23 protein-coding genes, 4 tRNA genes and 2 pseudogenes are annotated in these 24,330 nt (G+C 63.3%); 17 read left to right on the top strand and 12 right to left on the bottom strand.

Features of this window, described 5'->3' with window-relative positions; all coding sequences use genetic code 11:
• From tuf to Q363_RS22830, 7 genes are all read right to left on the bottom strand, one after another.
• Positions 1–1,160 (bottom strand): elongation factor Tu (gene tuf, locus Q363_RS22860; RefSeq protein WP_035355220.1); only part of this gene is annotated, 1,160 nt, incomplete at its 3' end.
• Positions 1,161–1,243: 83 nt separating this feature from the next.
• Positions 1,244–1,561 carry a hypothetical protein gene (locus tag Q363_RS22855; RefSeq protein WP_084080661.1) on the bottom strand — a complete coding sequence of 106 codons (318 nt, stop codon included), beginning with the start codon at positions 1,559–1,561 and terminating at the stop codon, positions 1,244–1,246.
• Between the two features lie 31 nt (positions 1,562–1,592).
• Positions 1,593–1,667, bottom strand: a tRNA-Gly gene (locus tag Q363_RS22850).
• Between the two features lie 98 nt (positions 1,668–1,765).
• Positions 1,766–1,840 (bottom strand) — tRNA-Thr (locus tag Q363_RS22845).
• A gap of 245 nt (positions 1,841–2,085) precedes the next feature.
• Positions 2,086–2,172: transfer RNA gene (locus Q363_RS22840), tRNA-Tyr, on the bottom strand.
• Between the two features lie 172 nt (positions 2,173–2,344).
• Positions 2,345–2,420, bottom strand: a tRNA-Thr gene (locus Q363_RS22835).
• A 155-nt stretch (positions 2,421–2,575) separates the two neighbouring features.
• Positions 2,576–3,172: an HAD family hydrolase gene (locus Q363_RS22830; protein WP_035355218.1), complete on the bottom strand. Its 597-nt coding sequence runs from the start codon at positions 3,170–3,172 to the stop codon at positions 2,576–2,578.
• 162 nt (positions 3,173–3,334) lie between these two features.
• Between Q363_RS22830 and Q363_RS22825 the strand changes: the two genes are divergently transcribed.
• From Q363_RS22825 to Q363_RS22805, 5 genes are all read left to right on the top strand, one after another.
• Positions 3,335–4,180, top strand: a complete 846-nt coding sequence (locus tag Q363_RS22825; RefSeq protein ID WP_035355215.1) for a hypothetical protein — start codon at positions 3,335–3,337, stop codon at positions 4,178–4,180.
• A gap of 76 nt (positions 4,181–4,256) precedes the next feature.
• Positions 4,257–5,285 carry a hypothetical protein gene (locus tag Q363_RS22820; RefSeq protein WP_051979171.1) on the top strand — a complete coding sequence of 343 codons (1,029 nt, stop codon included), beginning with the start codon at positions 4,257–4,259 and terminating at the stop codon, positions 5,283–5,285.
• 202 nt (positions 5,286–5,487) lie between these two features.
• Complete coding sequence (locus tag Q363_RS42195) at positions 5,488–6,087, top strand: hypothetical protein (protein ID WP_051979170.1); 600 nt, start codon at positions 5,488–5,490, stop codon at positions 6,085–6,087.
• 28 nt (positions 6,088–6,115) lie between these two features.
• On the top strand, positions 6,116–7,213 hold the full coding sequence (locus tag Q363_RS42190; RefSeq protein ID WP_051979169.1) for a PQQ-dependent sugar dehydrogenase: 1,098 nt from the start codon (positions 6,116–6,118) through the stop codon (positions 7,211–7,213).
• A gap of 80 nt (positions 7,214–7,293) precedes the next feature.
• Positions 7,294–8,727 (top strand): PQQ-dependent sugar dehydrogenase, encoded by a 1,434-nt coding sequence (locus Q363_RS22805; protein ID WP_035355211.1) that lies wholly within the window; start codon positions 7,294–7,296, stop codon positions 8,725–8,727.
• A gap of 77 nt (positions 8,728–8,804) precedes the next feature.
• On the opposite strand, the gene Q363_RS22800 is transcribed toward Q363_RS22805, so the two are convergent.
• Positions 8,805–10,004, bottom strand: a complete 1,200-nt coding sequence (locus tag Q363_RS22800) for an HD-GYP domain-containing protein (protein ID WP_169747091.1) — start codon at positions 10,002–10,004, stop codon at positions 8,805–8,807.
• 276 nt (positions 10,005–10,280) lie between these two features.
• Here Q363_RS22800 and Q363_RS44560 point away from each other — a divergent pair.
• The 4 genes and pseudogenes from Q363_RS44560 to Q363_RS44545 all read left to right on the top strand — a co-directional run.
• Positions 10,281–10,849 (top strand): annotated as a pseudogene (locus tag Q363_RS44560) (glycosyl hydrolase 2 galactose-binding domain-containing protein); the annotation flags it as partial.
• Positions 10,804–11,202: pseudogene (locus tag Q363_RS44555) on the top strand (hypothetical protein); the annotation flags it as partial. The pseudogenes Q363_RS44560 and Q363_RS44555, both read left to right, overlap by 46 nt.
• 114 nt (positions 11,203–11,316) lie before the next feature.
• Positions 11,317–11,805: a glycoside hydrolase family 2 protein gene (locus tag Q363_RS44550; RefSeq protein ID WP_245632401.1), complete on the top strand. Its 489-nt coding sequence runs from the start codon at positions 11,317–11,319 to the stop codon at positions 11,803–11,805.
• A gap of 60 nt (positions 11,806–11,865) precedes the next feature.
• Entirely contained in the window at positions 11,866–12,882 is a 1,017-nt protein-coding gene (locus Q363_RS44545) for a glycoside hydrolase family 2 protein (protein ID WP_245632399.1), read from the top strand.
• A gap of 9 nt (positions 12,883–12,891) precedes the next feature.
• Here the strand turns inward: Q363_RS44545 and Q363_RS22790 are convergent, their stop codons facing one another.
• From Q363_RS22790 to Q363_RS22780, 3 genes are all read right to left on the bottom strand, one after another.
• Positions 12,892–13,443, bottom strand: a complete 552-nt coding sequence (locus Q363_RS22790) for a hypothetical protein (protein ID WP_035355205.1) — start codon at positions 13,441–13,443, stop codon at positions 12,892–12,894.
• Between the two features lie 69 nt (positions 13,444–13,512).
• Positions 13,513–15,192, bottom strand: a complete 1,680-nt coding sequence (locus tag Q363_RS22785; protein ID WP_211256308.1) for an alpha-L-fucosidase — start codon at positions 15,190–15,192, stop codon at positions 13,513–13,515.
• Between the two features lie 218 nt (positions 15,193–15,410).
• Positions 15,411–16,499: a M23 family metallopeptidase gene (locus tag Q363_RS22780; RefSeq protein ID WP_051979172.1), complete on the bottom strand. Its 1,089-nt coding sequence runs from the start codon at positions 16,497–16,499 to the stop codon at positions 15,411–15,413.
• Positions 16,500–16,661: 162 nt separating this feature from the next.
• Here Q363_RS22780 and thiL point away from each other — a divergent pair, with 162 nt between their 5' ends.
• The 4 genes from thiL to Q363_RS22760 all read left to right on the top strand — a co-directional run bounded on the left by thiL (position 16,662) and on the right by Q363_RS22760 (position 20,145).
• Positions 16,662–17,816 (top strand): thiamine-phosphate kinase, encoded by a 1,155-nt coding sequence (thiL, locus tag Q363_RS22775; RefSeq protein WP_245632398.1) that lies wholly within the window; start codon positions 16,662–16,664, stop codon positions 17,814–17,816.
• A 144-nt stretch (positions 17,817–17,960) separates the two neighbouring features.
• Positions 17,961–19,082 (top strand): cystathionine gamma-lyase, encoded by a 1,122-nt coding sequence (locus tag Q363_RS22770; RefSeq protein WP_035355199.1) that lies wholly within the window; start codon positions 17,961–17,963, stop codon positions 19,080–19,082.
• Positions 19,079–19,561: a protein-tyrosine phosphatase family protein gene (locus Q363_RS22765; RefSeq protein ID WP_035355197.1), complete on the top strand. Its 483-nt coding sequence runs from the start codon at positions 19,079–19,081 to the stop codon at positions 19,559–19,561. The genes Q363_RS22770 and Q363_RS22765 overlap by 4 nt, the downstream gene beginning before the upstream one ends.
• Positions 19,558–20,145: a hypothetical protein gene (locus tag Q363_RS22760; RefSeq protein WP_035355196.1), complete on the top strand. Its 588-nt coding sequence runs from the start codon at positions 19,558–19,560 to the stop codon at positions 20,143–20,145. The genes Q363_RS22765 and Q363_RS22760 overlap by 4 nt, the downstream gene beginning before the upstream one ends.
• 107 nt (positions 20,146–20,252) lie before the next feature.
• On the opposite strand, the gene rsmD is transcribed toward Q363_RS22760, so the two are convergent.
• A complete protein-coding gene (gene rsmD, locus Q363_RS22755) occupies positions 20,253–20,825 on the bottom strand; it encodes a 16S rRNA (guanine(966)-N(2))-methyltransferase RsmD (RefSeq protein WP_035355224.1) in 573 nt (190 codons plus the stop codon).
• Between the two features lie 38 nt (positions 20,826–20,863).
• Here rsmD and Q363_RS22750 point away from each other — a divergent pair, with 38 nt between their 5' ends.
• From Q363_RS22750 to Q363_RS22735, 4 genes are all read left to right on the top strand, one after another.
• On the top strand, positions 20,864–21,979 hold the full coding sequence (locus Q363_RS22750; protein WP_035355193.1) for a CBS domain-containing protein: 1,116 nt from the start codon (positions 20,864–20,866) through the stop codon (positions 21,977–21,979).
• 6 nt (positions 21,980–21,985) lie between these two features.
• On the top strand, positions 21,986–22,870 hold the full coding sequence (gene rsmI / locus Q363_RS22745) for a 16S rRNA (cytidine(1402)-2'-O)-methyltransferase (protein WP_035355190.1): 885 nt from the start codon (positions 21,986–21,988) through the stop codon (positions 22,868–22,870).
• Between the two features lie 83 nt (positions 22,871–22,953).
• Positions 22,954–23,841, top strand: coding sequence for a sugar phosphate isomerase/epimerase family protein (locus Q363_RS22740; RefSeq protein WP_035355187.1), 888 nt, complete (start codon positions 22,954–22,956; stop codon positions 23,839–23,841).
• Between the two features lie 206 nt (positions 23,842–24,047).
• A partial coding sequence (locus Q363_RS22735) for a transposase (RefSeq protein ID WP_035355222.1) occupies positions 24,048–24,330 on the top strand: 283 nt, incomplete at its 3' end.

Genomic DNA, 24,330 nt, shown 5'->3' with positions numbered 1-24,330 from the left:
GCGCCGACGGTCCTGCCGCCCTCGCGGATGGCGAAGCGCAGGCCCTTCTCCATGGCCACCGGGGTGTGCAGCGTGATCTCCAGCGCGATGTTGTCGCCCGGCATCACCATCTCGGTGCCCTCAGGAAGCTTCGCCGAGCCCGTCACGTCCGTCGTGCGGAAGTAGAACTGCGGACGGTAGCCATTGAAGAACGGTGTGTGACGCCCGCCCTCTTCCTTCGACAGAACGTAGACCTCGCCCTTGAACTGCGTGTGCGGGGTGATCGAGCCGGTCTTGGCCAGAACCATGCCGCGCTCCACGTCCTCCTTCGCAATGCCGCGAAGCAGAAGACCGGCGTTGTCGCCCGCCAGACCCTCGTCCAGCTGCTTCTTGAACATCTCGACGCCCGTCACCACGGTCTTGCGCGTCTCGCGGAAGCCCACGATCTCGGCTTCCTCGCCAACCTTCACCTTGCCGCGCTCGATACGGCCGGTGACTACGGTGCCGCGGCCCGAGATCGAGAAGATGTCTTCGATCGGCATCAGGAACGGAAGGTCGACCATGCGGTCCGGCTGCGGAACGTTCTTGTCGACAGCGTCCATCAGCTCGTCGATCTTGGCCTCCCACTGCGCCTCGCCGTTCAGAGCGCCCAGCGCCGAACCGCGGACCACGGGAACGTCGTCGCCCGGGAAGTCGTACTTCGACAGAAGCTCGCGGACCTCCATCTCGACCAGGTCAACCAGCTCCTGATCCTCAACCGCGTCGCACTTGTTCAGGAAGACCACGATGTACGGCACGCCGACCTGGCGCGCCAGCAGAACGTGCTCTTTGGTCTGGGGCATCGGACCGTCGGTCGCTGCGACCACGAGAATCGCACCGTCCATCTGCGCCGCGCCCGTGATCATGTTCTTGATGTAGTCGGCGTGGCCCGGGCAGTCGACGTGGGCATAGTGACGGTTCGCCGTCTCGTACTCCACGTGCGAGGTCGCAATCGTGATGCCGCGCTCGCGCTCCTCAGGAGCGTTGTCGATCGTGTCGAACGAACGAAACGCGTTCTTCGGGTTGTGCTTCGACAGAACCTTCGTGATCGCCGCCGTCAGCGTCGTCTTGCCGTGATCAATGTGACCAATCGTCCCAATGTTCACGTGCGGCTTGGACCGGTCAAATTTTTCCTTCGCCATTGCTCTCTCCGTCTTTTGTTTGGCCGGCGCAGGCCGGCGGTTCAGGTCAAAACTTCAAACTTTGTCGTGGGAAGATCAAACTCTCAGTAGTACGCGTACAGCCGGAAGAACTGCTGTCTCAGCTCCGGCACGACCTTCTCCAGGCTCGCCAAGTAGAACTCGCGGATCTGGCCCTGGTCGCCGTCCGGAAGCCGCTTGTACTCGGCCTCAGCCTTCGGGCCCAGCAGTCCCTTGCCCAGGACATCTTCGAACTCGCGAATGCGAACGTTCCGGCGCTCCAGCGAGCGCAGAAACTCGCGAATCTTCCCGGAGGAAAACGACGTCTCGATTGCTGTCTTCACCGCGCCAAAGGCGACGGGGTCGGCGATCGGAAGTACCGGCTGCTCTTTCAACGTGCTCAACAAACTCTCCTGCGGAGTGCCTTCTGTTCTCTGGAGCGGGAGACGGGAATCGAACCCGCGACCAACAGCTTGGAAGGCTGTGACTCTACCACTGAGTTACTCCCGCCTGTTCTTGAGCGAGTCAGCAAGTCAGCGAGCCAGCAAGTCAGCCATTCAAAGCCTTCTTCCCCTGGTCGCGGCCTTACCAGCCCGCCCAACAAATCCTGGAGCTGATGATGGGGCTTGAACCCATGACCTCTCCCTTACCAAGGGAGTGCTCTACCACTGAGCTACATCAGCCTTCTACAACCAACCCTACAATCCTATCGCGAGCGCAGCCATCCGAGCGTTACGCGAAAGGCAAAAAATCCTAACAGCAACCATGTCAGCGATTGGAACCTTCCCGGCTCCATCGTCCGCCACGCCAGGATAGCCAGAACTCCAAGTACGCTCAGCGCTACTGCCATTCGTCCGCTGCCGGCGGGGCTGAAGTCCAATTACCGCTCCCCTGATCTGCTGCTTACAACAACTCCAATGAAACTTTATGGTGCACAGGGGAGGATTCGAACCTCCGTAGCGCGTTGCGCGGCAGATTTACAGTCTGCTGCCATTAACCACTCGGCCACCTGTGCACTTCGCTGCCAACCCGCCTACCGCGCAGCCTCCACACCCCATCAAGTCCGCGCGCCGATCAAAAAGCCGCCGATCGAGCGGGTCAATCATCCTTGAAGAAGTCTCCGGAGTTCTGCTTGGCCAGAACGGCCCGACAGTACAACCAAATCCAATCTCTTCGCTGAGTGAAACTGGAGCTGGCGAAGGGACTTGAACCCCCGACCCTCTGATTACAAATCAGATGCTCTACCAGCTGAGCTACGCCAGCCCAAACAGCCTTGTCCTGCCCCCTGTAAGCACCATCTGGCTGACGCGCAGTCGTGCCTGCGCAGAGTGCGCCGCAGACCTAACTTTAGCACAGCCACACCGCACCCGCAATGCAGCCTAAGGCGGGCGCTTCCGCTGTTTCCCACAGGAGAAGCGTCAGTTGCGCCGCTCCCACGGCGCGGGGACCCGCACCGACGCCATTCCCGCCGCCGTCGCCGCCTCAATTCCCAGCGCTGTGTCCTCAAAGACCAGGCAGTTCTCGGGCGCGATGCTCAGACGCTCCGCCGCCAGAAGAAACGGTTCCGGATGCGGCTTGCTGCGCGTGTAGTCCCCCGCACACACCAGCGCCTCGAAGCGATCCAGCAGGTTCAGCGTGTTCAACGACGCACGCACCGACTCGTGCGTGCTGCCCGAGACCACCGCGAAGGGAATCTCTCCGTGCCGCGCCTCGATATGCTCCAGAACCTCCGGTACCGCCTTCATCTGCGGCAGGTTGGCATAGAACATCTCTTCCTTGCGCCGCTGAATATCCACTACCGGCATGCTCAACCCCTGCCGCTCATTCAGGGTCGAGATGATCTCCACCACCGGCATCCCTCCCCACGCATAGAACAGATCCTCTGGAAACTCGCACCCCCACTCCGCCAGAACACTCTTCCACGCGATGTAGTGCAACGGCATCGAATCGGCGATCGTTCCATCGCAGTCAAACAAATAAGCCTTGAACTCTCCCTCGGGCAACTTCAACTTCATCGTAACGAACTCCCCGGCCCCGAACTTACACTGGCCTCTCTACTTATGATGACAGATGGGACCGTAGATCCACCCAACCGAATTCTCCTTGCACACATCGGGTTGCGTGATAGCCTTTCCCTCGTCCAACGACACAGAACGTCCCCCTGGGAGGGGTTTCGCATGTTCTTGCCGCGCATCCGGCTGGCAAATCTCCTTGCTGCACTGCTGCTTGCCGCCGCACCCTGTCTCGCCCAGACCGCCGAGACGCCACAACCCGACGGCCCGATCACCGCGGCACCCGCCCAGGCCAAGACCCTCAACAATGCCTCGATCATCCGCATGGTCGGCGCCGGTCTCAGCGATGAGCTGATCCTCCAGGCCATATTCGCGCAGCCCGGCCAGTACACCACGGACGCCGATTCGCTGGTCGATCTCAAAGACGCCGGCGTCTCCGAGCGAGTCATCTCGGCGATGATCAACAAGGGCCGCAAGCGCCTCACCCCGGAGGGCTCGGCAACCACGGACGATCCTCCGCCGCCACCCGTCTCCGAGGTCAGCGAGATCGGCGCCTACTACAAAGACCGCAACGGCACCTGGCAGCCGCTCGAGACCGAGGTCGTCCACATCAAGTCCGGCGGCTGGCTGAAGTCGACAGCGACGCACGGCATCATCCGCGAGGACCGCAACGGCCATCTCAAAGGACGCGAATCCAAGCTGGCCCTGCAGGCTCCCATCGAGATCCTGATCTACGCCCCCACCGGCGTCGACATCGCCGAGTACGACTTCCTTCGCTTCCGCATCAACTCCGACAACCGAGAGTTCCGCGTGATGACCGGAGGAGTCTTCCACTCTTCAAGCGGCGCAGACCGCGACGAGGTCCCCTTCCACGCCACCAAGGCCGGCCAGCACACCTGGCGATTCACCATCGACCGCTCGGTCGGCGGAGGCGAGTTCGGCATCCTTCCTCCAGGCACGGGAAACGCCACCAACGGCGGCAAGATCTACACCTTCGCCATCACCGAGTGAACCCGCACATTGCCCTCTGCCGCCGGACAGAGTAGAAACAGACTGATGCATCACTACGGAATGTCGAACTCAACCGATGCGTAGGTCAACCCGATACTCCCTTCTGCTGGCGCTTGGGCTGATCGCCGCGCTCATCGTCGCAATCATCCTGCGCAAAGCCGCGCCCCCCGAGGCCGCGCGCCTGCTGCCCGAGTCGGACGCCATCATCTACGTCAACCTCAAGCCCCTGCGGCTGGCCACACACTTCGACCGCTCCCCCGTCACACGCGCGCCCGAATATCAGAAGTTCATCGAGGCCACCGGAATCGTGCCGGAGCGCGACCTCGACAGCACCGCCTTCGCTCTGCACCGCATGGACGACCCCAATGGGCCGAACGGCCCAGTCGGCTACTCCGAGGTCTTCGAGGGTCGCTTCGACGGGCAGCGCCTCTCGCGCTATCTGGACTCCATCGCCACCGCGCGCGAGACCTACGCCAGCCACACCGTCTACACCGTCCCCGTAACCGACGGCTCCGTCACACGCCCCCTGCGCATCGCGCAGCTCGGCTACGACTCCATCGCCGCCTCCAACATGCCCACGGCCGAGCAGATCCACTCCATCCTCGATCGCCATCGCTCGGCCGCCTCGCCCTTCTCCGGCTCCTCGCTGCTGTCGGCCCGTTACCGCGACGTTCCGCTGCTCTCGAGCGCCTGGGGAATCGGGCACATCGGCCTTCCCTTCTCCGACCGCGGCTACATCACGATCTTCGGCCTGCAGCTTCCGCTGCCCGAGGACACGACCTTCGTCGCCAGCCTCCGCTACACCGGAACCCTCCGCCTCCGTATCGAGGAGATCTCCCCCACCGAGGCCGATGCCGCACGCGCAGCCCAGAATCTCTCCACCCTGATCCATCTCTTCCAATCGATCCAACAGGTTAGGCCGCGCAATCAATCCGATGCTGCCCTCATCGAGATGATCAGCTCGCTTCGGATGGAGCAGCACAAGGATCGCGCCGTCCTCACCGCAACCGTCCCCACAGAGCTGCTGCAGCAACTAGCCAATGCCACCACGCCGTCCACTTCCGGCATCCAACTCCCCGAGACGCCTGCGGTCGAGCCTCGCTGAAAAAGCCGGCTGTCTCCTCACATTGACCTGATGCGAAGTCTGCGGCGATCGACGCTCTACACCTGCGACATTGCCTTCCTTCTCGCTAAAACGCCCTCCCCGATAACGCCTGTTCGCGCTCTGGAGTTTCCATGCCCCCGTTCCCCCGACTCGTTTCCAGACTCCTCCCCGCAATCGTCTTCGTGCTTCTCCTACTGGCAGGATGCGGCGACAGTTCACCCCCGGTGACCATGGCGACAACCGCAAGCCCTGTTACGCCGGATCCTACTCCAGCTCCAGCTCCAGCTCCAACGCCAGCTCCCACGCCGACTCCGACTCCTGCTCCTACGCCAACTCCGGCTCCTACGCCAACTCCGGCTCCTACGCCAACTCCGGCTCCTACGCCAACTCCGGCTCCTACGCCAACTCCGGCGCCTACGCCAGCTCCGGCTCCTACCCCGGCTCCTACGCCAGCTCCGGCTCCTACCCCGGCTCCTACGCCAACTCCGGCTCCAACTCCGGCGCCTACGCCAGCTCCTACGCCAACTCCGGCCCCTACGCCAACTCCGGCTCCTGCCCCAACTCCGGCTCCGGCTCCAACCCCGGCTCCTACGCCAGCTCCTGCTCCGGCTCCAACTCCTGCTCCGGCTCCGGCTCCTGCTCCAGCTCCGGCTCCTGCTCCAACTCCAGCTCCGGCTCCTGCTCCTGCGCCAGCTCCGCAGGCCAACGCCGGGTGTGTCGGCGCAGTCCAGACCGGCGCAGCCGCTTTCACCGACTACACCAAACAGGCGCCCGGCCTCTGTCGTCTCCTGACCCCTGCTGACCTGCCCGCTCCAAACGCCACACGCTCAGTGAGCAACCAATCCACGCTTGTCGCCCGAGCAAACAATCAGCTCCCGCAGGTGCCCGCCGGATTCACCGTGCAGCTCTATGCCACGGGACTCGACAACCCGCGCCTGCTCGCCGTCGCGCCGAACGGCGACCTCTTCGTCGCCCAGCCCAATCCCGGCAGCGTCGTTGTTCTGCATGGCATCGCCTCCAACGGCATGGCCCAGGCCAAGACCACCTTCGCCTCCAATCTCACCGCCCCCTTTGGCATCGCCTTCTATCCCGCGGGAGCGAACCCGCAGTACGTCTACATCGCTAACGTCAACTCGGTCGTTCGCTTTCCCTACCAGGCAGGCGACACCGTGGCGCGCGGCACGCCGCAGACCATCGTTCCCAGCCTTCCCAGCAGTGGCCACAGCACACGCACCCTGGCCTTCACCACCGACAACCGCCTGCTCGTCTCCGTCGGATCCAACGGCAACGCGCCAAACACCGACACCGACAAGTCCGAGACCAACCGTGCTGACGTGCTCGCCTACACGCCCGACGGCGCCTTTCTGAAGATCTACGCCTCAGGCCTGCGCAACGCCGTCGGGCTCACCGTCGACGCAGCCGGTACCCCCTGGGTCTCGGTCAACGAACGCGATGACCTCGGCGATAACCTTCCGCCCGACTTTGTAACGCATATCCAGGAAGACGGCTTCTACGGCTGGCCCTGGTACTACATCGGCCCAAACCCCGACCCGCGCCTTCCGCCCAACCATCCCGAACTCGCACAGAAGACCATCGTCCCCGACACGCTTCTGACGCCGCACTTCGCACCGCTTCAGATCGCCTTCTACACCGGCTCGCAGTTTCCCGCCTTCTACCGAGGTGACCTCTTCGTGGCCTCGCACGGCTCATGGAACAGGTCCATCCGAGGAGGCTACGAGCTGCTGCGCGTGTTGCTCCAGAACGGCAAGGCCACCGGCGTCCATGAGGACTTCATGACCGGCTTCGTCAATCCCGACGGCACAGTCTGGGGCAGGCCCGTGGGAGTCGCCGTCGGTGTCGATGGCAGCCTCTTCGTCTCCGACGACGCCTCAAATTCCATCTGGCGCATCACCTATACCGGCAGTTGAAACGCCTTAGCCCGCAGTAGCGCATTTTCACAGATAGCAGCTAGCATAAATACCAGGCTCTTCCAGGAGGAAACTCACCCATGCGCCACGGGATCATCCCGCTATTGGCTTTTTCGCTGTTACCCGTAACACTCCTCGCCCAATCCAACACCAAGACCGTTACTGGTCAGGCCGCCTTTGCGGACTGGAGCCAGCAGCAACCCGGCGTCCGTCGCAAGATCACCGTCGCCGACCTCCCCGCGCCGAATATAGCCGAATCAGTGAGCAATACGCCCCACGTCATCGAGCGGCCGAAGGATGCATGGCCGATCGCTCCAGCCGGATTCAAAGTCACGCTCTACGCCGGAGGTGACGCCAAGCCCATGCAGCGCTCGGAGAACAAGCAGCACATGGAGCCCAGCGGTGGCACCTTCACCATGCCCCGCCTCATCCGCACCGCTCCCAACGGCGACCTCTTCCTCGCCGACTCCGGCGCGGGAACCATCTTCATCCTCCGCGGCGTCGGACCCGACGGCAAGGCGGCGCACATCGAAAAGTTCGCAACCGGCCTCGATCATCCCTTCGGCATCGCCTTCTATCCTGCCGACAACCCGAAGTACGTCTACGTCGGAAACGCCACCACCGTGCAGCGCATCCCGTACAAGTCCGGCGATCTGCACGCCACCGGCGCGCCCGAGACGATCGTCCCCGACATCCCCGGCTACGCCCAGCTCACCGGCGGCGGCCACTGGACCCGCGATGTCGTCTTCACCAAGGACGGTCAGCACATGCTCGTCTCCGTCGGCTCCGGCTCAAACATCGATGACCCCGACACGCACCCCAAAGAGTTCCACCGCGCCAGCATCCTCCAATACACCCCCGACGGGAAGTTCCTCAAGGTATACGCCAACGGAATTCGCAACTGCGTCGGCGAGGCTATCAACCCCGTCACAGGCGAGCTGTGGTGCTCCGTCAACGAGCGTGATAACCTCGGCAACAATCTCGTGCCCGACTATGTAACCTCCATCAAGGAGGGCGGCTTCTACGGCTGGCCCTGGTACTACCTGGGACCGCACCAGGACCCCCGACTTCCCAAGCCCTGCGCGAACGGCACAGCTGTCAACCTTCAGGCACCGGTACTTACCGCCGCCGAGGCAAAAGACTGCAAACGCGTTGATGTGGCATCGAAGGTCATTACGCCCGACGTCCTCGTGCAGCCGCACATGGCCTCCCTTCAGATGGAGTTCTATCCCACGAGCAAGTCGCAGTTCCCCACCGAGTACAGCGGCAACGCCTTCGCCGCCGAGCACGGCTCCTGGAACCGCGCCAACCGCACAGGCTACAACGTCATCCGCATCCCCATGCAGAACGGCCACGCCGACGGCAGCTACGAGGACTTCCTCACAGGCTTCGTCACCAAAGACGGCCAGGTCTGGGGTCGCCCCGTCGGTGTCACCGTCGGACGAGAAGGTGACCTCTACGTCACCGACGACGGCTCGCGCAGCGTCTGGCGCGTCACGTACACCGGAAAGTAGGTTTCTGGAAACAAGTAGCCTCTCGTAAAAACGAAACGGCCCGGTCACCCGGGCCGTTTCGTTTTACATCCCCCCACTCAGGCGCAGGCCCCCGCCATCTCTCTCACCGGCGATTCGTACACAACACCACGATCATCGCCAATCAGCGTAATCAGCGCATTCACGCAGTCGCCATCGAGCTTGCGCGGAGCCAGCGCCCGCATGATCGGCAGAATCTCTTCGTACCGCAGACCCGCGCGATAAGGCCGGTCCTCCGACAGAGCGCCGTAGACGTCCGCCACCGCAATGATCCGCGCCTCGATCGACAGATCGGCGGCCATCAGGTGCTTCGGATACCCGCTTCCGTCCAGCTTCTCGTGATGCTCGCCGGCCACGATGGCGATCTCCCGAAACGGCCCGATCTGCTCCAGAATCCGCCGCGTCAGTCCCGGATGTCGCTCGACCACCTTCCACTCCGCATCCGTAAGCCTGGTCTTCTTGTCCAGAATCGTATTCGCCACGCTCAGCTTGCCGATGTCGTGCAGCAGAGCCGCGCGCCGCACCAGCCGCACGCGATCCGAACGCAGACCCAGGTTCTTCGCGATGCCACGCGCCAATTCGGCCACGCCCACCGAATGCCGGAAGGTGAAGTGTGACTTCGAGTCCACCACATCGGCAAACGCCTCGCAGATGCGGTCGATCTGCCGGTCGTCCAGACGCTGCCGCTTCCGCGGATCAAGATCCAGCACCGCGGCTCGAGTCATCTCGTGGCTGTCGCTCGCCCTGCAGTAGGTCCACAGCGCACCCCGCCGGTCCAGCGACAACGCAGCCCGCACCAGCTCCGGGTCGAACCACGTTCCGCTCCACTGCTCCAGCGTCTCGATCGCCACTGAAGGGCTCCGCCCCATCGAGAAGACGTCCAGGTGCTGCGCCACGGCGCACACGCGAGCCAGTAACGGAATTCTCTTACCGCGCGCCCGCTTCGGGTAGCCCGAACCATCCCAGTGCTCCTCGAGGCTCCTCACCGCCTCGGCAGCCAGAGGCCCCATCCCCAGCTTGCTTACGATGCTGGCGCCGCGATCGCACCGCAGGCCGATCATCTCCTCGTTGCCGATGTCTTTCAACAGCAGCGCATAGTACAGGCTGGTCGTCTCCTCCGAACTCAACCCCGCCTCTTCGGCGATCCGCATCCCCAGCAGGCAGCTCCGCAGCGCATGCCCATGCACCGCTCCTTCGGTCAAGTCAATCGCGAACGACAGCGCCGAGATGACTTCTGACAATGAGATGGATTCATCCAAGCCCTGCGCTTCCTGCCGAAAAGAGGCTGACGTCTGGCCCATGCAATCAATTCCGTTCTGCGTACCACTGCAAACTTGATTTTTGGAGTCCCGCACGACGCGCAAAGGAAAACCAAGGCAAATACGACGGCCCGTCTGCAGGACTCCATCGTGAGAATAGGACCCCACCGCCCGAAGGCATACTCCACAAAAGGTGCACCGTTAGGAACCATTCTGGTTGCACCCTAATTCGGGAAACGGCTTGCCTATTGCCCTCCGCTCGAAGATGCTTCTTCCATGCGTTGTTTCGTGTCCCTGCATCCCCTCTGCCTTGCCAGCCTTGCCTTTTTTTTCCTGGCCGATCCTTCAGCCATCGCCGCCATGCAATCCTCACGCCAAACTCTTCCGCTCAACACCGGCTGGCAGTTCCGCCAGATGGATACGCCCAGCGCGCAGTGGCGCCCCGCCTCCGTCCCCGGCGACGTCCACCTCGACCTCATCGCCAACAAGGTCATCAGCGACCCCTTCTACCGTGACAACGAAGCCAAATACCAGTGGATCAGCCAGGCCGGATGGGAGTACTGCACCACCATCACCGCCGACCGCGCGATGCTCGCCCGCAGACATATTGACCTGGTCTTCGAAGGTCTCGACACCTACGCCTCGTCTATCTCAACGACAAGCTCCTTCTCACCTCCGACAACATGTTCCGCGCTTGGCAGGCTGACCTGAAGCCGCTCCTCAGGCCAGGAGCCAACCAGCTCTGCGTCGTCTTCCCCCCGCCCGACAAGGCCGCGCACGAACGCGCCTCGCACGACAAGTGGCAGCCCATCCTCAAGGCTCCCGAGAAGACCTCCATCCGCCGCGCCGCCTACGAGTACGGCTGGGACTGGGGACCCACCTTCGTCACCAGCGGCATCTGGCGCCCCGCATCGCTCAGCCTGTGGAACAACGCGCGTATCGACGACCTCCACATCGCGCAAATCGACATAAAACCGCGCGTAGCTCGCATCAACGCAGAGGTCGCCGTCACCTCCGCCATCGACACCGACGCTTCACTCGTCCTCTCCTACACACAGGACGGCAGGAAGATCACCACCACGCGGGCCATCACGCTCCATCACGGCGACAACACCATCACAGAGTCCCTGTCGAGATCGCTCATCCCGCCCTCTGGTATCCCGCCGGCTACGGCGCGCAGTCCCTCTACCAGTTCACGGCCGAGTTGCGCATCCGAACCCGCCTCGAAGACAAGCGGACCACGCGCACAGGCCTCCGCTCCATCGAGCTCGAGCGCCCACGCGACCGCTGGGGACGGGCATTTTCCCTGGTTGTGAACGGCATCCCCGTCTTCGCCAAGGGAGCCGACGTCATCCCCTTCGACTCCTTTCCCTCCCGCGTCACAACCGCTCAGTACCGCCGCATCCTTCAGTCCGCCGTCGATGCCGACATGAACATGGTCCGCCACTGGGGCGGCGGCTACTACGAGACCGACAAGTTCTACGAGCTCTGCGACGAGCTAGGCCTCATGGTCTGGCAGGACTTCATGTTCGGCAACGAGTGGCAGCCCGGAACCTACGAGTTCAAACAGAACGTCGAGCAAGAGGCCGAGTACCAGGTCACGCGCCTGCGCAGTCACCCCAGCATCGTCCTCTGGTGCGGCAACAATGAGACCGAGATCTCCTGGGGCTGGGGCCGCGTCTCTTCCATCGCCAACGCCATCACTCCCGAGCAGCGCCGACGCATGTGGGAGGACTACCTCGTTCTCTTCTCCAGCATTCTCGATCGCACCGTCGCCCGCCTCGCTCCCGACATCCCCTAATGGCCCAGCTCACCCAGCGCCGACTACGAAGACGTCTCCCCCGCCTACACCTCCGGCGATATGCACGACTGGGGTGTCTGGCATGGCCGTGTCCCCTTCACCGACCACGAGAACCAGCACGGCCGCTTTGTCACCGAGTACGGCTTTCAGTCCTTCCCTCAGATGAGCACCATCGACGCCTTCACCGATCCCGCTGATCGCACCAGCATCTTCACCCCCGTCATGCTCGCCCATCAGAAGAACAACGAAGGCAACTCCATCATCCAGGACTACATGCTCAAGTACTACGCCGAGCCGAAGGACTTCCCCTCCTTCCTCTACGCCAGCCAGGTCCTGCAGGCCGAGGGCATCAAGGTCGGCGCCGAACACCACCGTCGCGACCGCCCCCGCACCATGGGCTCCCTCTACTGGCAACTCAACGATTGCTGGCCCGTAGCCTCCTGGTCCTCCATCGACTACTACGGCAACTGGAAGGCCCTCCAGTACTACGCGCGCCGCTTCTACGCGCCCCTGCTCGTCTCGCCCCACATCGAAGACGACGACTTCACCGTCTACGTCGTCTCCGACAAAACCGCGCCAATCAACGCCGACCTCCGCATCCGCATCATGACCTTCGACGGCAAGGTCGTCACCGAGCACGCCCAGTCCATGCGCGTCGACCCGCTCTCCAGCAAGATCTACTACGCCCAGGCCTTCCCCGAGATGCTCGGCAAACTCGGCGTCGACCCCGCTACCGTCTTCGTAGCCGCAGACCTCGCCGTCGACGGCCAGACCGTCTCCACTAACCTTCTCTATCTCGTCCCCACAAAGCAGATTCACCTGCCGCCCGCGCAAATAGACCACACCCTCGCGCCCACTCCCGGTAAAGAGGGCTCCTACACGCTTACGCTCTCCTCGAAAACCCTCGCCCGCAGTGCCTACATCACCTTCGGCGCCCAGTCAGTCGAGCTCTCCGACAACTACTTCGATCTCTTGCCCAACGAGCCCCGCACGATCACCATCACCAGCGACTCTCCCGTCGACGCCCTCAACAAGGAGCTCAAAATCATCTCCCTCGCCGATGCATTCACCCGCTAGGGACCTCGGTTATTTCTTGTCCGAAAGCCCTACATACGTCGTGTTCGCCCTCATAAAATCCGGAGGCATCCTCCTGAAAAAGACGTGGGCCTTTCCGACAGCCGGTTCCGGCATGGGCACGGTCTTATCCCCTGGCTTAGCCGGCGGGGTGGCTACCGAGAGCATGGCTCGCGGTGTCGGGACCAGCATGATCTCGGCGTAGTTGATCCCCGGCCTCAGCTCGATCGTGTTCTTGTAATCTCCATAGTTTGCGGCATGAATCTCAACGCTCGCCTCGCTGGCATCGGCATGCGGACTCGCAAACGAAATCGAATAGCGTCCAAAGGTGTCCGTCGTCTGATGCGCCGAGTAGGGGCCCAGCGTCACGATGATCTCTGCATCGCGCAGCAGTTGGCGCGACCTCGAATCCGCCACAAAGCCATCAAACTCCGTTGGGGCAATCGGCGGCGTCCGCGGCGCAGGCCGCGTCAGATGGAAGATCAGGAAACCCCCAAGAACAGCGGCTGCAATAGCGCCAGCTACCCTGAGAAAGCCAGAGGATTTGGTCTCAACGCCTGTCATAACGCCCTCCACGCCACAGGGCCCTGTGAAGTGTCAACCAGGCAGTCTTGTTCTCAATTTGGATGCAGCTTACTGAGAGTTCGCTGTCTTGCGCAGCGTGACGTCTCCACCATACAACGCCAGCAGCGGATGCCGCACTACCGCACGAAACTCGTAGTGCTTCTCCCTCGGAAGTCCTTCCAGTGTCGCGGAAAACGTCCCTGGCTTTGTCACCGTCTGGGTAGGCATCGTAACCCACGTCGCGCTGCGGGCATGGATGTCCTCGCCGTCGATCGGACGGTACTCAAACCCCACCTCCAGCAACTTCGCCCCGCCCATCTCCACCAACTCACCCTCCAGCCGGTAGTTCCCGGAGCTCTCATCCCACCGGTAGCTCCCCGTCTGCACCCGCGGAGGCACCAGAGCCGGCTCAACATGCGTCATCTTCACCACCACAGGGTTCGGCCACTGCCGGTTGTCCTGCAGGCGCTGCGAACGCATCGTCCGGATGTGCAGCCCGTCGCTCTCCATCCGGAACGTCGTCTTCGGCACCACCTTCGGTGCATACTCCAGCACCTCGCCGTTGGCGCCCAGAACGCTAACCTCCGTCTTCTCGGTCGCCTTCACCGAGTGCAGCACCAGCTCCTGCCACTCCCCCAGCTTCCACGGCGTCGCCGGATCGACCACCGCATACAGCGCGCTCCCATCCTTCTTCTTCGTGAACCACACCTCGCCCTCGTTCGTGATAATCCACGGCCGCACCGCGTAGATCGCCTCCGAGTTCACGAACATCCACAACGCCAGCTCACGCAGCCGCTCCTCCTGCTCGGCCGGCAACTCGCCATTCGGCTTCGGTCCGATATTCAGCAGCAGGTTCCCTCCCTTCGCGCGCGTCTGCACCAGCAGTCGGATCAGCTCGCGTCCTGACTTCAAGTGATCGTTCTGCGGCTGGTACTGCCACGCATCCCCCATCGTGATGCAGGACTCCCACGGCTCATCAAACGCCTGACCCGGAATCGTCTGCTCCGGAGTCCTCATCGCCCCACGCGTCACCACAATGTTCGGTTGCAGCCTCCACGCCAACTGCCGAAGGCTCGTCGCCTCGCCGTCGAAGAAGATCACGTCCACCGGCCCGTAGTGCGTCAGCAGCTCGCGAAGCTGCGCGCTGTCGTACTCCAGCAGCCCCGGATTATGGCTCGGCTGCACCTCCGGAACCCCGCGCGTGATCAGCTTTCCGTTCTTGTGCAGCCAGTAAAAATCGTCCGGCGAGAAATACACTCCCGGCGCGATGCCCTGTTCCTTGAACGCCTTCAGCACCTCTGCCGTAACATCGCGATGAAACGGCGTATTCATCACGTTGAACGGCGTCGTCTCCGTCGCATACATCCCGAAGCCCGAGTGGTGCTTCGTCGTAAACACCACGTACCTCATCCCCGCCAGCCGCGCCAGCCGAGCCCACTCCGCCGGATCGAACCGCACCGGATCGAACGTCTTTGGCAGTTCATTGAAGAAGCGCTCCGTGTACTCCGGCGACGCCCCAACCAGCGAATGGCTGATCGTCACCCCAAGCTGGCTGTCTACACTCCAGTGAAGAAACAACCCGAACCCCTGATCGCGAAACCACTCCACGCGATCAGCCCTGTTCAGCGAGCTGGTGTAGTCCGTATTCTCACCCGCAATCGGCTTGCCCTGCGCCCCCGCGCGCAACGCAGCCGCTCCACACAACCCCGCAACCAGCACTCCCCGAAGCCAACACCGCAGCAGCGTCAATCCGCACCTCTCGCAAAGATTCGTCTGCCCTCACCCTCAAACTCAGGGCCGAAGCTCGAAGCTCGATTCCTCTCCGGCAGACCCTCACTCTACATGGTTTCACGGCAACATCACCCTGCCACAGGCGGAAGACCTAGCCTCCGCGCAGCAAGCCCGGAGCAAAACAAAAGGAGAGGCAAACTCGCCTCTCCTTTCTTCTCTTCCACTCTGCTTCGAACCTAGCGGTTCTCCAGCCCAGCCGCCTTTGCCGTCTTCGTCATCGTCATCGCCAGAGGAGCCGTCGGCGCCGCAGGAGCCTCCGAGCCAAGCTCTGCCAGCGTCACCCGCAGATACTTATGCGGATTCACCGCCGTATTGCGAATGCGAACCTCGTAGTGCACATGCGAGCCCGTGACACGCCCGCTGTGTCCCACGTAGCCGATCACCTGTCCGCGCACCACCGTCTGGCCCACCATCACGGCAAAGCCCGACATATGCCCGTACAGCGTCTCCACCCCATGGCCGTGATCAATCGTGACCTCGCGGCCGTACCCATTCTCCATCTGCGCCGACTTCACCACGCCGTCGCCGGTCGCGCGGATCGGCACGCCGTTCGGTGCCGAGATGTCGATTCCTTTGTGGAACTCGCCCTCGCCGCTGCCCAGCACAGGGTCCTCACGCTGCCCGAAGCTGCTCGTGATCGGTCCCATCACCGGCCACAGCGTCGGAACATACGACGCCGCGTCCTGATCCAGCGGCGAAAACCCGCCAAACAGCGTCGCAGATCCCGCCCCATAGCCCGGATGATTCAATCCGCCCAGCGCGCGCGCCGCCGCTCCGCTCATCGCCTCGTTGCGTAGCGAATAAAAGGCGTCCACTGACTTGTAGTAGCTGTCATCCGTCAGGCTCGCCGTCTCGGTCACCGGCGTATTGGCCGCGGCCTCCACCACAGCAGCCGCATGCGCCTTGCTGCTCCTGCCCGTCATCCGGCCCATCGGAACCGCCAGCTTGCTCGCCGTCAGTCCGTACAGCGCCGAAACCTCGTTCGCCAGCGAGCCCAGCGAAGCCGCCTGAATATCCTTCTCGCGCGCCGACTCTTCCAGGTGCGCATAGTCCTTCTTCAGCGCGTTGTGATCCTGCCGCAGCTGGTTGAACCGAGCCGTCTTAATCAGCATCCGCGAGTACGAACCCGCCAGCCCCGTGATCGTGAACATACCAATCACCGCCGCCGCCACGAAGAGGTAAGCATAATGCAACGGCACCGGAACCTTGTTCAGGGTGCCATCCCCATCGCGGCTGACAAACATGATGTAGTAGCGCTTTTTCAGCTTCAATCAACGACCCACGGCCCAGAGTTTGGCCGCCAGGATCGGCGGCGCTAAGAGCGTGCAATCCAAAATCAAACCAGGCAAATCAAATTCACTAATTGCCATTTCGGAATTACAGACTCTCTTAGGCGACCTTTCGAGGGTAACAAACAGGTTACGCCGGTGCAACTCAATTTATCCCCGCCGCGTCATCCCGCCATAGCACAAAAGCTGTACGAGCACTCACCTATTCAGCTCCTTTACAACCTCGCTTCAGCGCAGCCGTGTCCGACCGTTTATGCTTCCTCAAGCATGCTCCAGAACCGCAAGCCGCTGGGAGAACTAGGCCTCATCGAGCAAATCCGCCGTACCTTCTCCAGCCAGCGCTCTGGCCGCGGCAACTCCCTCGCCCTCGGCATCGGCGACGACTGTGCCATCCTCCGCCCGCCTCGCGGCCAAGAGATCCTCGTCACCACAGACTTCTCTCTCGAAGACCGTCACTTCCGCCGCGACCTCCACCCCGCCGCCTCTGTCGGCCATCGCTGCCTCGCCCGCGGCCTCAGCGATCTCGCCGCCATGGGAGCCACCCCGCTCGCCGCCTTCCTCTCCCTCGCGCTCCCCGCCGAGATGCTCCGAACCGCCCGCGGCCAGCGCTGGATCGATGGCTTCTTCTCCGGCCTCCGCACCCTCGCCCTCCGGCACAACACTCCACTCGCCGGCGGCGACACCTCCCAATCCCCCGCCGACCTCATCCTCGCCGACATCATCCTCATCGGCTCCGCGCCCACCGGCCGTTCCCTCCGCCGCTCCGGAGCGCACCCCGGCGACATCCTTTACGTCACTGGTTCCCTCGGCGGCGCCCAAGCCGAACTCTCCGCTCTCCCCGCCTCCAAACGCCCCTCACGCGCCACGGCCTCTCCCTCCCATCCGCACCTCTACCCCCAGCCGCGCCTCGCCATCGGCGCCACTCTCCTTCGCCGCCGCCTCGCCACCGCCGCCATCGACCTCAGCGATGGCCTCTCCACCGACCTCACCCATCTCTGCGAATCCTCCTGCCTCCGCGCCGAACTCGACGCCGCATCCATCCCTCTCCACTCCCTCGCAAAGAAGCTCCCGCCCGACCAAGCCCTCCACGCCGCGCTCCACGGTGGCGAAGACTACGAACTCCTCTTCACCGCATCACCCACAACCCGCATCCCACGCAGCATCGCCGAAGTTCCCATCACCCGAATCGGCACTCTCCATCGCACGCACGCCAACAAACCACGCATCACTCTCATCCGCCCCGCCAAAGCCCCCACAGAACTCAAGCCCGGAGGCTGGCAGCACTTCTCATAGCTCATCACGACAATAAGAATTCTCATCTCGACCGCAGCGCGCAACAAGAGAAGTTGTCATCTCGACCGGAGCGCGCAACGCGGAGTGGAGAGACCCGCTTCTCTACCAAAGGCTCCAAACCGCCGTCACCAATACAATCGACCAATGCGCGAAGCCACAAAGATCATCCGCTCCACGCTCACCCGCACCGCACCCGGCGAACCTCTCCACCCCGGCCCCGTCTTCGCCGCCCCGTATCACGCCCCCGGCGACCCCTCCGCCATCCCCTACACCTACGCCCGCTCCCACAACCCCACCTGGACGCACCTCGAAAAATCGTTAGCCCAAATTGAGTCAGGCGAAGGTTACCGCGCCACCGCGCTCGTCTTCGCCTCCGGCATGGCCGCCTGCACCGCCGTCTTCGGAGCCATCCTCCGCCCCGGCGACATCGCCGTCCTTCCGGCGAACGCCTACTACGCCGCCCGCGTCCTCGCCCAGGAGTACTTCGCTCAAATGGGCATCCGGCTCCGTCTCACGCCCACCGCCAACAACGCCCAGCTCCAACACCTCGAAGGCGCAAAGCTCCTCTGGATCGAGACCCCCAGCAACCCCACCATGGACGTCTGTGACATCGCTCTCCTCTCCGAGGCCGCGCACCGCGCCGGAGCCATCGTCGCCGTCGACAACACTACCCCCACCGCGCTCGGCCAGTCCCCTCTCGCCCTCGGCGCCGACCTCTCCGTCGCCTCCGACACGAAATCCATGACCGGCCACAGCGACATCCTCCTCGGCCACGTCGCCGTCCGCGACCTCGAACTCCGCCAGAAGATCGACCAGTGGCGCACCCTCACCGGCGGCATCCTCGGCCCCATGGAGGCCTGGCTCGCTTTGCGCTCGATCGCAACTCTCCCCCTGCGCTTAGAACGCTCCTGCCTGAACGCGCAATCCATCGCCGAGTTCCTTGCAACCCGCCCCGAGGTCGAGACCGTCCTCTATCCCGGCCTCCCCACGCACCCCGGCCACGCCATCGCCAAGAAGCAGATGCGCTACTACGGCCCTGTCCTCAGCTTCATCCTCCGCGACAAGGCCGCCGCCGAGACCTTCCTCGCCCAATCCAAACTCCTCACCGACGCCACCAGCTTCGGCGGCATCACCTCCACCGCCGAGCGCCGCGCCCGCTGGGGAGGCGACCAGATCGCCGAAGGCTTCATCCGACTCTCCGCCGGCTGCGAGGCCATCGAAGACCTCCTCGAAGACATCGCCCAGGCTCTGGACGCAACACGATGAACGTCCGACCCTACTGGATCACGCCACAACTAGCCATCGTGCCTCGCCCGCGCGGAGGTAACTGGCTGAACGATGAGATGCGCGCCTTGCGAGAAGCTGGCATCGATAGCGTCGTCTCGATGCTCGAGCCTCACGAAGCCGCTGAACTTGGACTTGAGCATGAACAGAGCGCCGCGGAACGTGCCGGAATCTCGCTTATCTCTTTCCCCATTCCTGATCGCACTATTCCGAAAGACCTGGAAAAATTTGCAGCATTCGTCTCTGAACTCGAACAGCGGATCTCTGCCGGCGAGCGAATCGGCGTGCACTGTCGCGCCTGCATCGGTCGTTCAGGCGTGGTTACCGCAAGCCTCCTCATTCGTTCTGGCATTCCTCCGGCCGATGCGTGGTCGCAGATCTCGATCGCTCGCGGCTATCCCGTCCCCGACACTGCGGAGCAAGAGGCTTGGGTCAACCAAAACATCAAGGCTCGCGGATGACCGACTCCACCTTCCACCACACCTGGTTCCCCCACACCTGGCACGCCGAAATCCTCAAAGGCCCGCCCCTCATCGCCCCGGCGCGCCAGTTCACCTACCCCCAGCAGGTCGCCGGCGAAGAAGACGCCCTCGCCAGAGGCGCGCTCCAGCTTCTCGTCCGCCCCGCCACCGGAGGCCAGTTCCTCGCCACCTGCGCCCTCGGCTTCACCGACCCCACCATGCCCACCGCCGTCCACGCCTGTCCCAACCCCGACCAGCTCTGCGCCGTCGCCGGAGGCTACGCCTACATCATCGACACGCTCCACCCCGAGCACTCCACCCACATCCCTCTCAAACCCGTCGTCTCCATCCACACCGACCCAACCAACAACCTCCTCCTCTTCACCAGCTTCCACACCATCCTCGCCTGGGGGCCGAACGGCGAAGCCTGGCACACCCAGCGCCTGAGCTGGGAGGGAATCCGCATCACCAGCATCGAGAGCCACACCCTCCACGGTACCGGCTGGAACCTCCTCACCGACAAAGAAGTCCCCTTCACCGTCGACCTCCGCACCGGCCAACACCACGGCGGAGGCTTCTCCTAACCTGTTCCCTCTTCGAAATCCATTTTTGAGGGCGTCATTTTTAGGAGGCGTCATTCTGAGCCGAAGGCGAAGAACCCCCGCAGTTCGCTCGCGCCGCCACAAATCCCTCAGGCCCCCTCCACCTGCACCGCATAAAAACTCAACCCTGCATCCCCCTGCTTCAAAACCCTCACCCTCTCCAGGACCCCATACCGGCCCCCCAGCTCCTCCTTGCTGCGATGCTCCGCGATCACCCGCGCATCCTCCGCCAGCACCGCACTCCCGAGCCCACCCAGAAACTCCAGCGTCCGCGCATACTCAGCCGCAGCCTCATACGGAGGATCAAGAAACACCAGATCCACCCTCTCCCCACGCCTCACCAGCTCGTCGAGCAACACACTCGCCCCACGAGCCTCTACAGAAAATCCGCTATCCACCTTCAAAGCCGCAAGATTCTCCCGAATGGCCTTCACCGCCGCCGGCGTACTCTCCGCACACCAGACAAACTCCGCTCCCCTGCTGATCGCCTCAATCCCCACCGCACCCGAGCCCGCATACAAATCGACGAAGCGAGCACCCTCGATCCTCGGTGCAATCACATTGAACAGCGTCTCGCGCAGACGATCGCTCGTGGGCCGCGTCTTCATCCCGCGCGGCGCCGTCAGCATCCGCGAACGAAATTTCCCTGCAATTACGCGCATCTTCCTCCCCGCAAAGCCCAACCCGTACAATCATAAGCATGCGCGGGTGGTCCTTTTCGATCGGCAGATTCCTCGGTGTAGAGATTCGCATTCACACCTTCTTCCTCCTGCTGCTCGGCCTCGCCATCAGCTACTCTTCGGTCTCCGGGTCCACCGGCGGCCGCGGCTTCCTTCTGTGGAGCCTTCTCCTCCTCGCAGTCATCGTCCGCGAGATCGCGCGCGCCATCGCCGCCGCCTGGTACGGCCTCGAGCTCCGCAGCATCCTCCTTCTCCCCACCGGCGGCCTCCAGACCTACGCCACGCCCGAGGCCTCCGACCGCGCCGCCACTCCCGAGATCGGCAAGCGACTCGGCCTCGTCGGCCCCATCGCCAACCTCCTCTTCGGTCTTATCCTCGGCGCCATCATCCTCACCGTTGCGCCCGAGATCAGTCTCCTCGAGCGCCCATGGGTCACCCCCGCGCGCCTGCTCCGCGCCGTCGTCTGGATCAATCTCCTCCTCGCCGCCGTCAACCTCCTCCCCGCCGCTCCGCTCGATGGCGGCCGCATCTTCCGCGGCGAGTTCGCGCGCAACCACGGCGTCCTCAAAGGAAGCCGCGCCGCCGCCGGCCTCGGCCAGATCATCGGCCTCATCCTCGTCATCACCGGCTGCATCCTGCCCAACATCTGGCTCATCATGATCGGCGGCTTCGTCTTCATTGGCGCCCACATGGACGACTCCAGCCTCCTGCTCCACTCCGAGACCGACCCCGTCCGCATGCGCGACGTCATGCTCACCAACTTCTCCACGCTCTCCGCCTCCGACACCTTAGAGGAAGCCCTGCAGCGCTCCGTCCACACCCTCCAGGACGTCTTCCCCGTGGTGCGCGGAGCCAACCTCGTCGGAGCCGTCTCCCGCCAGGGCATCGTCGAAGCCCTCCAGTCCGAAGGCAACGGTTACGTCCAGGGCGTCATGACCCGCTCCTTCCAGACCGCCCAGCCCGACGACTCCCTCGTCAAAACCCTCCGCCGCATCATGGCCGGCCAGGGCGCCCAGCTCGTCCCCATCCTCGACGGCGATCGCATCGTCGGCATCATCACCCCGCAAAACCTCGCCCACTCCATGGGCCTGCTCAACGTCCGCCGCCGCATGCGCCAGCAGGAGCGCGAGGACTAGCAAGCGATGTCCTCAGACAAGAACGACCAACCCCTCGCCCCCGGCCTCTATCTCGTCGCCACCCCCATCGGCAACCTAGAGGACATCACCCTCCGCGCCCTTCGCATCCTTCGCTCCGCCGACCGCATCGCCTGCGAGGACACCCGCCAGACGCAAAAGCTCCTCAACCACTTCGGTATCCAAACCCCCACCGTCAGCTACCACCTCCACAACGAAGGCCCCCGCGCCGAAGAACTTCTCACACAACTTAAACAAGGCGCCCGCATCGCCGTCGTCTCCGACGCCGGAACCCCCGGCATCGCCGACCCCGGCCACGAGATCGCCTCCGCCGCCATCGCCGCCGGAATCCCCGTCTTCCCTATCCCCGGCGCCAACGCCGCCATCAGCGCGCTCATCGCCAGCGGCCTCAAAACCGACTCCTTCACCTTCCACGGATTCCTCCCCGCAAAAGAAGGCCAGCGCAAGACCGCCCTCGAACAACTCCGGATAAAGGAGGCGGGACGCGACAACTCCACCCACATCTTCTACGAGGCCCCGCACCGCATCCTAGACACCCTCGGCGACCTCGCCGCCACCTTCGGTCCCACACAGCCCATCGTCATCGCCCGCGAGCTCACCAAGCTCCACGAAGAGTTCCTCCGCGGCACCGCAAGCGACCTGCAAAAACAGCTTGCCTCCCGCCCCGCCATCCGCGGCGAGATCGTCCTCCTCTTCACCCCCTCCGCCGCTGAAGCCGCCACCACACAGAAGAGCATCGCCTCCGAAGTAGCCGCCCTCATGCAATCCGAGTCCCTCTCCGAAAAGGACGCCCTCAAGCGCGTCGCCCGCGACCGCGGCATCGGCAAAAGCGAGGCCTACCGCGAACTCCAGCGCGAGCGCGCACGCAGCTGACCGCAAACTGGACGTAAGCCACAGTCTCGATTACTGTTGCGGAGATCGCGAAAGACTACCTCACCCCGCACCAGGAGCAATGAATGATCTCGCGCAGAAGATTCCTCGGCCAGGCCTCCGCTGCAGCAGCCCTCTACGCCACCACTCGCCCAACCGCCTTCGCTGCACCGCTCGGCCTTCCGCTAGGCATCCAGCTCTACTCCGTACGCCAGCAGCTCCCATCCGACTTCGAAGGCACGCTCCAGCAGGTAGCCAAAGCCGGCTTCCGCGAGGTCGAATCCGCCGGCTACTTCGGCAAGACCGCCGCCGAGGTAAAGCAGTCCCTCCAGAAGGCCGGCCTGCACTGCGTCAGCGCCCATCACTCCGCAACCGACCTGCGCACCAAATTCGACGAGCTCCTCGCCTTCGACAAAGAGGTCGGCGTCCAGTACTTCATCTGCTCCAGCCCGACCTTCAAAGAGCCTCTCGCCCCCGGAGCCTCCGCCAACAGCCGCACCATGACCCTCGACGACTGGCGGTGGAACGCCGAGCAATTTAACAAGATGGCCGAAAAGACCGCCGCCGCCGGAATCACCTTCGGCTACCACAACCACGTCCACGAGTTCGAACCCATCGACGGCACGGTCCCCTACATGGAGCTGCTCCGCATCATGGACCCCAAAAAGACCACCCTCGAGCTCGACTGCGGCTGGGCCGTCGTCGCCGGCCACAAGCCTCAGGACCTCATGCGCGACCACCCCAACCGCTTCTCCATGCTTCACGTCAAGGACTTCAAAAGCCCCGCCGCGGGCCTCAAAGGCGCGAAGGTCACCGAGCTCGGCCAGGGCGACATTGACTACCGCCCCATCCTCCAGCAGGCAGCAAAGACCCAGAAGATCCGCCACATGTTCGTCGAACAGGAGGCCTTCGACATGCCCTGGCTCGACTCACTCAAAGTCGACGCCGACTACATGCGCAACCTGAAGGTCTAGTCCGCCCACAAAGTCTAGGCCGCCCACAAAGCGTCATCCTGAGCGAAGCCTCTCTCGCAGTCTCACCGCGAGAGGCGCAGTCGAAGGATCTGCGGTTTGCCTGGAGAGGCCAAGTATCCCGGCTGCCCTAGAGACTGTTAATGACTTTAATTCCCCATCTGTAGGAAGGCGGTGATTGTGTTGTTGTCATCGCGGAGCATAGTTGGATGGGGAATAAGGGTCAGGTTGGTTATCCGAGTGATGTGAGCGATGAGGAGTGGGCGTTTGTGGCGCCCTATCTGGCGTTGTGCCGGGAGGACGCTGCGCAGCGGTCGCACAGTTTGCGAGCGGTGTTCAACGCTCTGCGCTGGCTGGTGAAGACTGGGGCGCACTGGCGGATGATGCCGAACGATCTTCCGCCGTGGCCGGTGGTGTACCAGCAGACGCGGCGCTGGATCGGTGCCGGATGCTTTGAGATCATGGTGGAAGACCTGCGCTCTCTGTTGCGTG

The sequence above is a fragment of the Edaphobacter aggregans DSM 19364 genome (genome assembly GCF_000745965.1).
GTDB classification, from domain to species: domain Bacteria; phylum Acidobacteriota; class Terriglobia; order Terriglobales; family Acidobacteriaceae; genus Edaphobacter; species Edaphobacter aggregans.
This window is presented reverse-complemented; position numbering and strand designations above follow the sequence as displayed.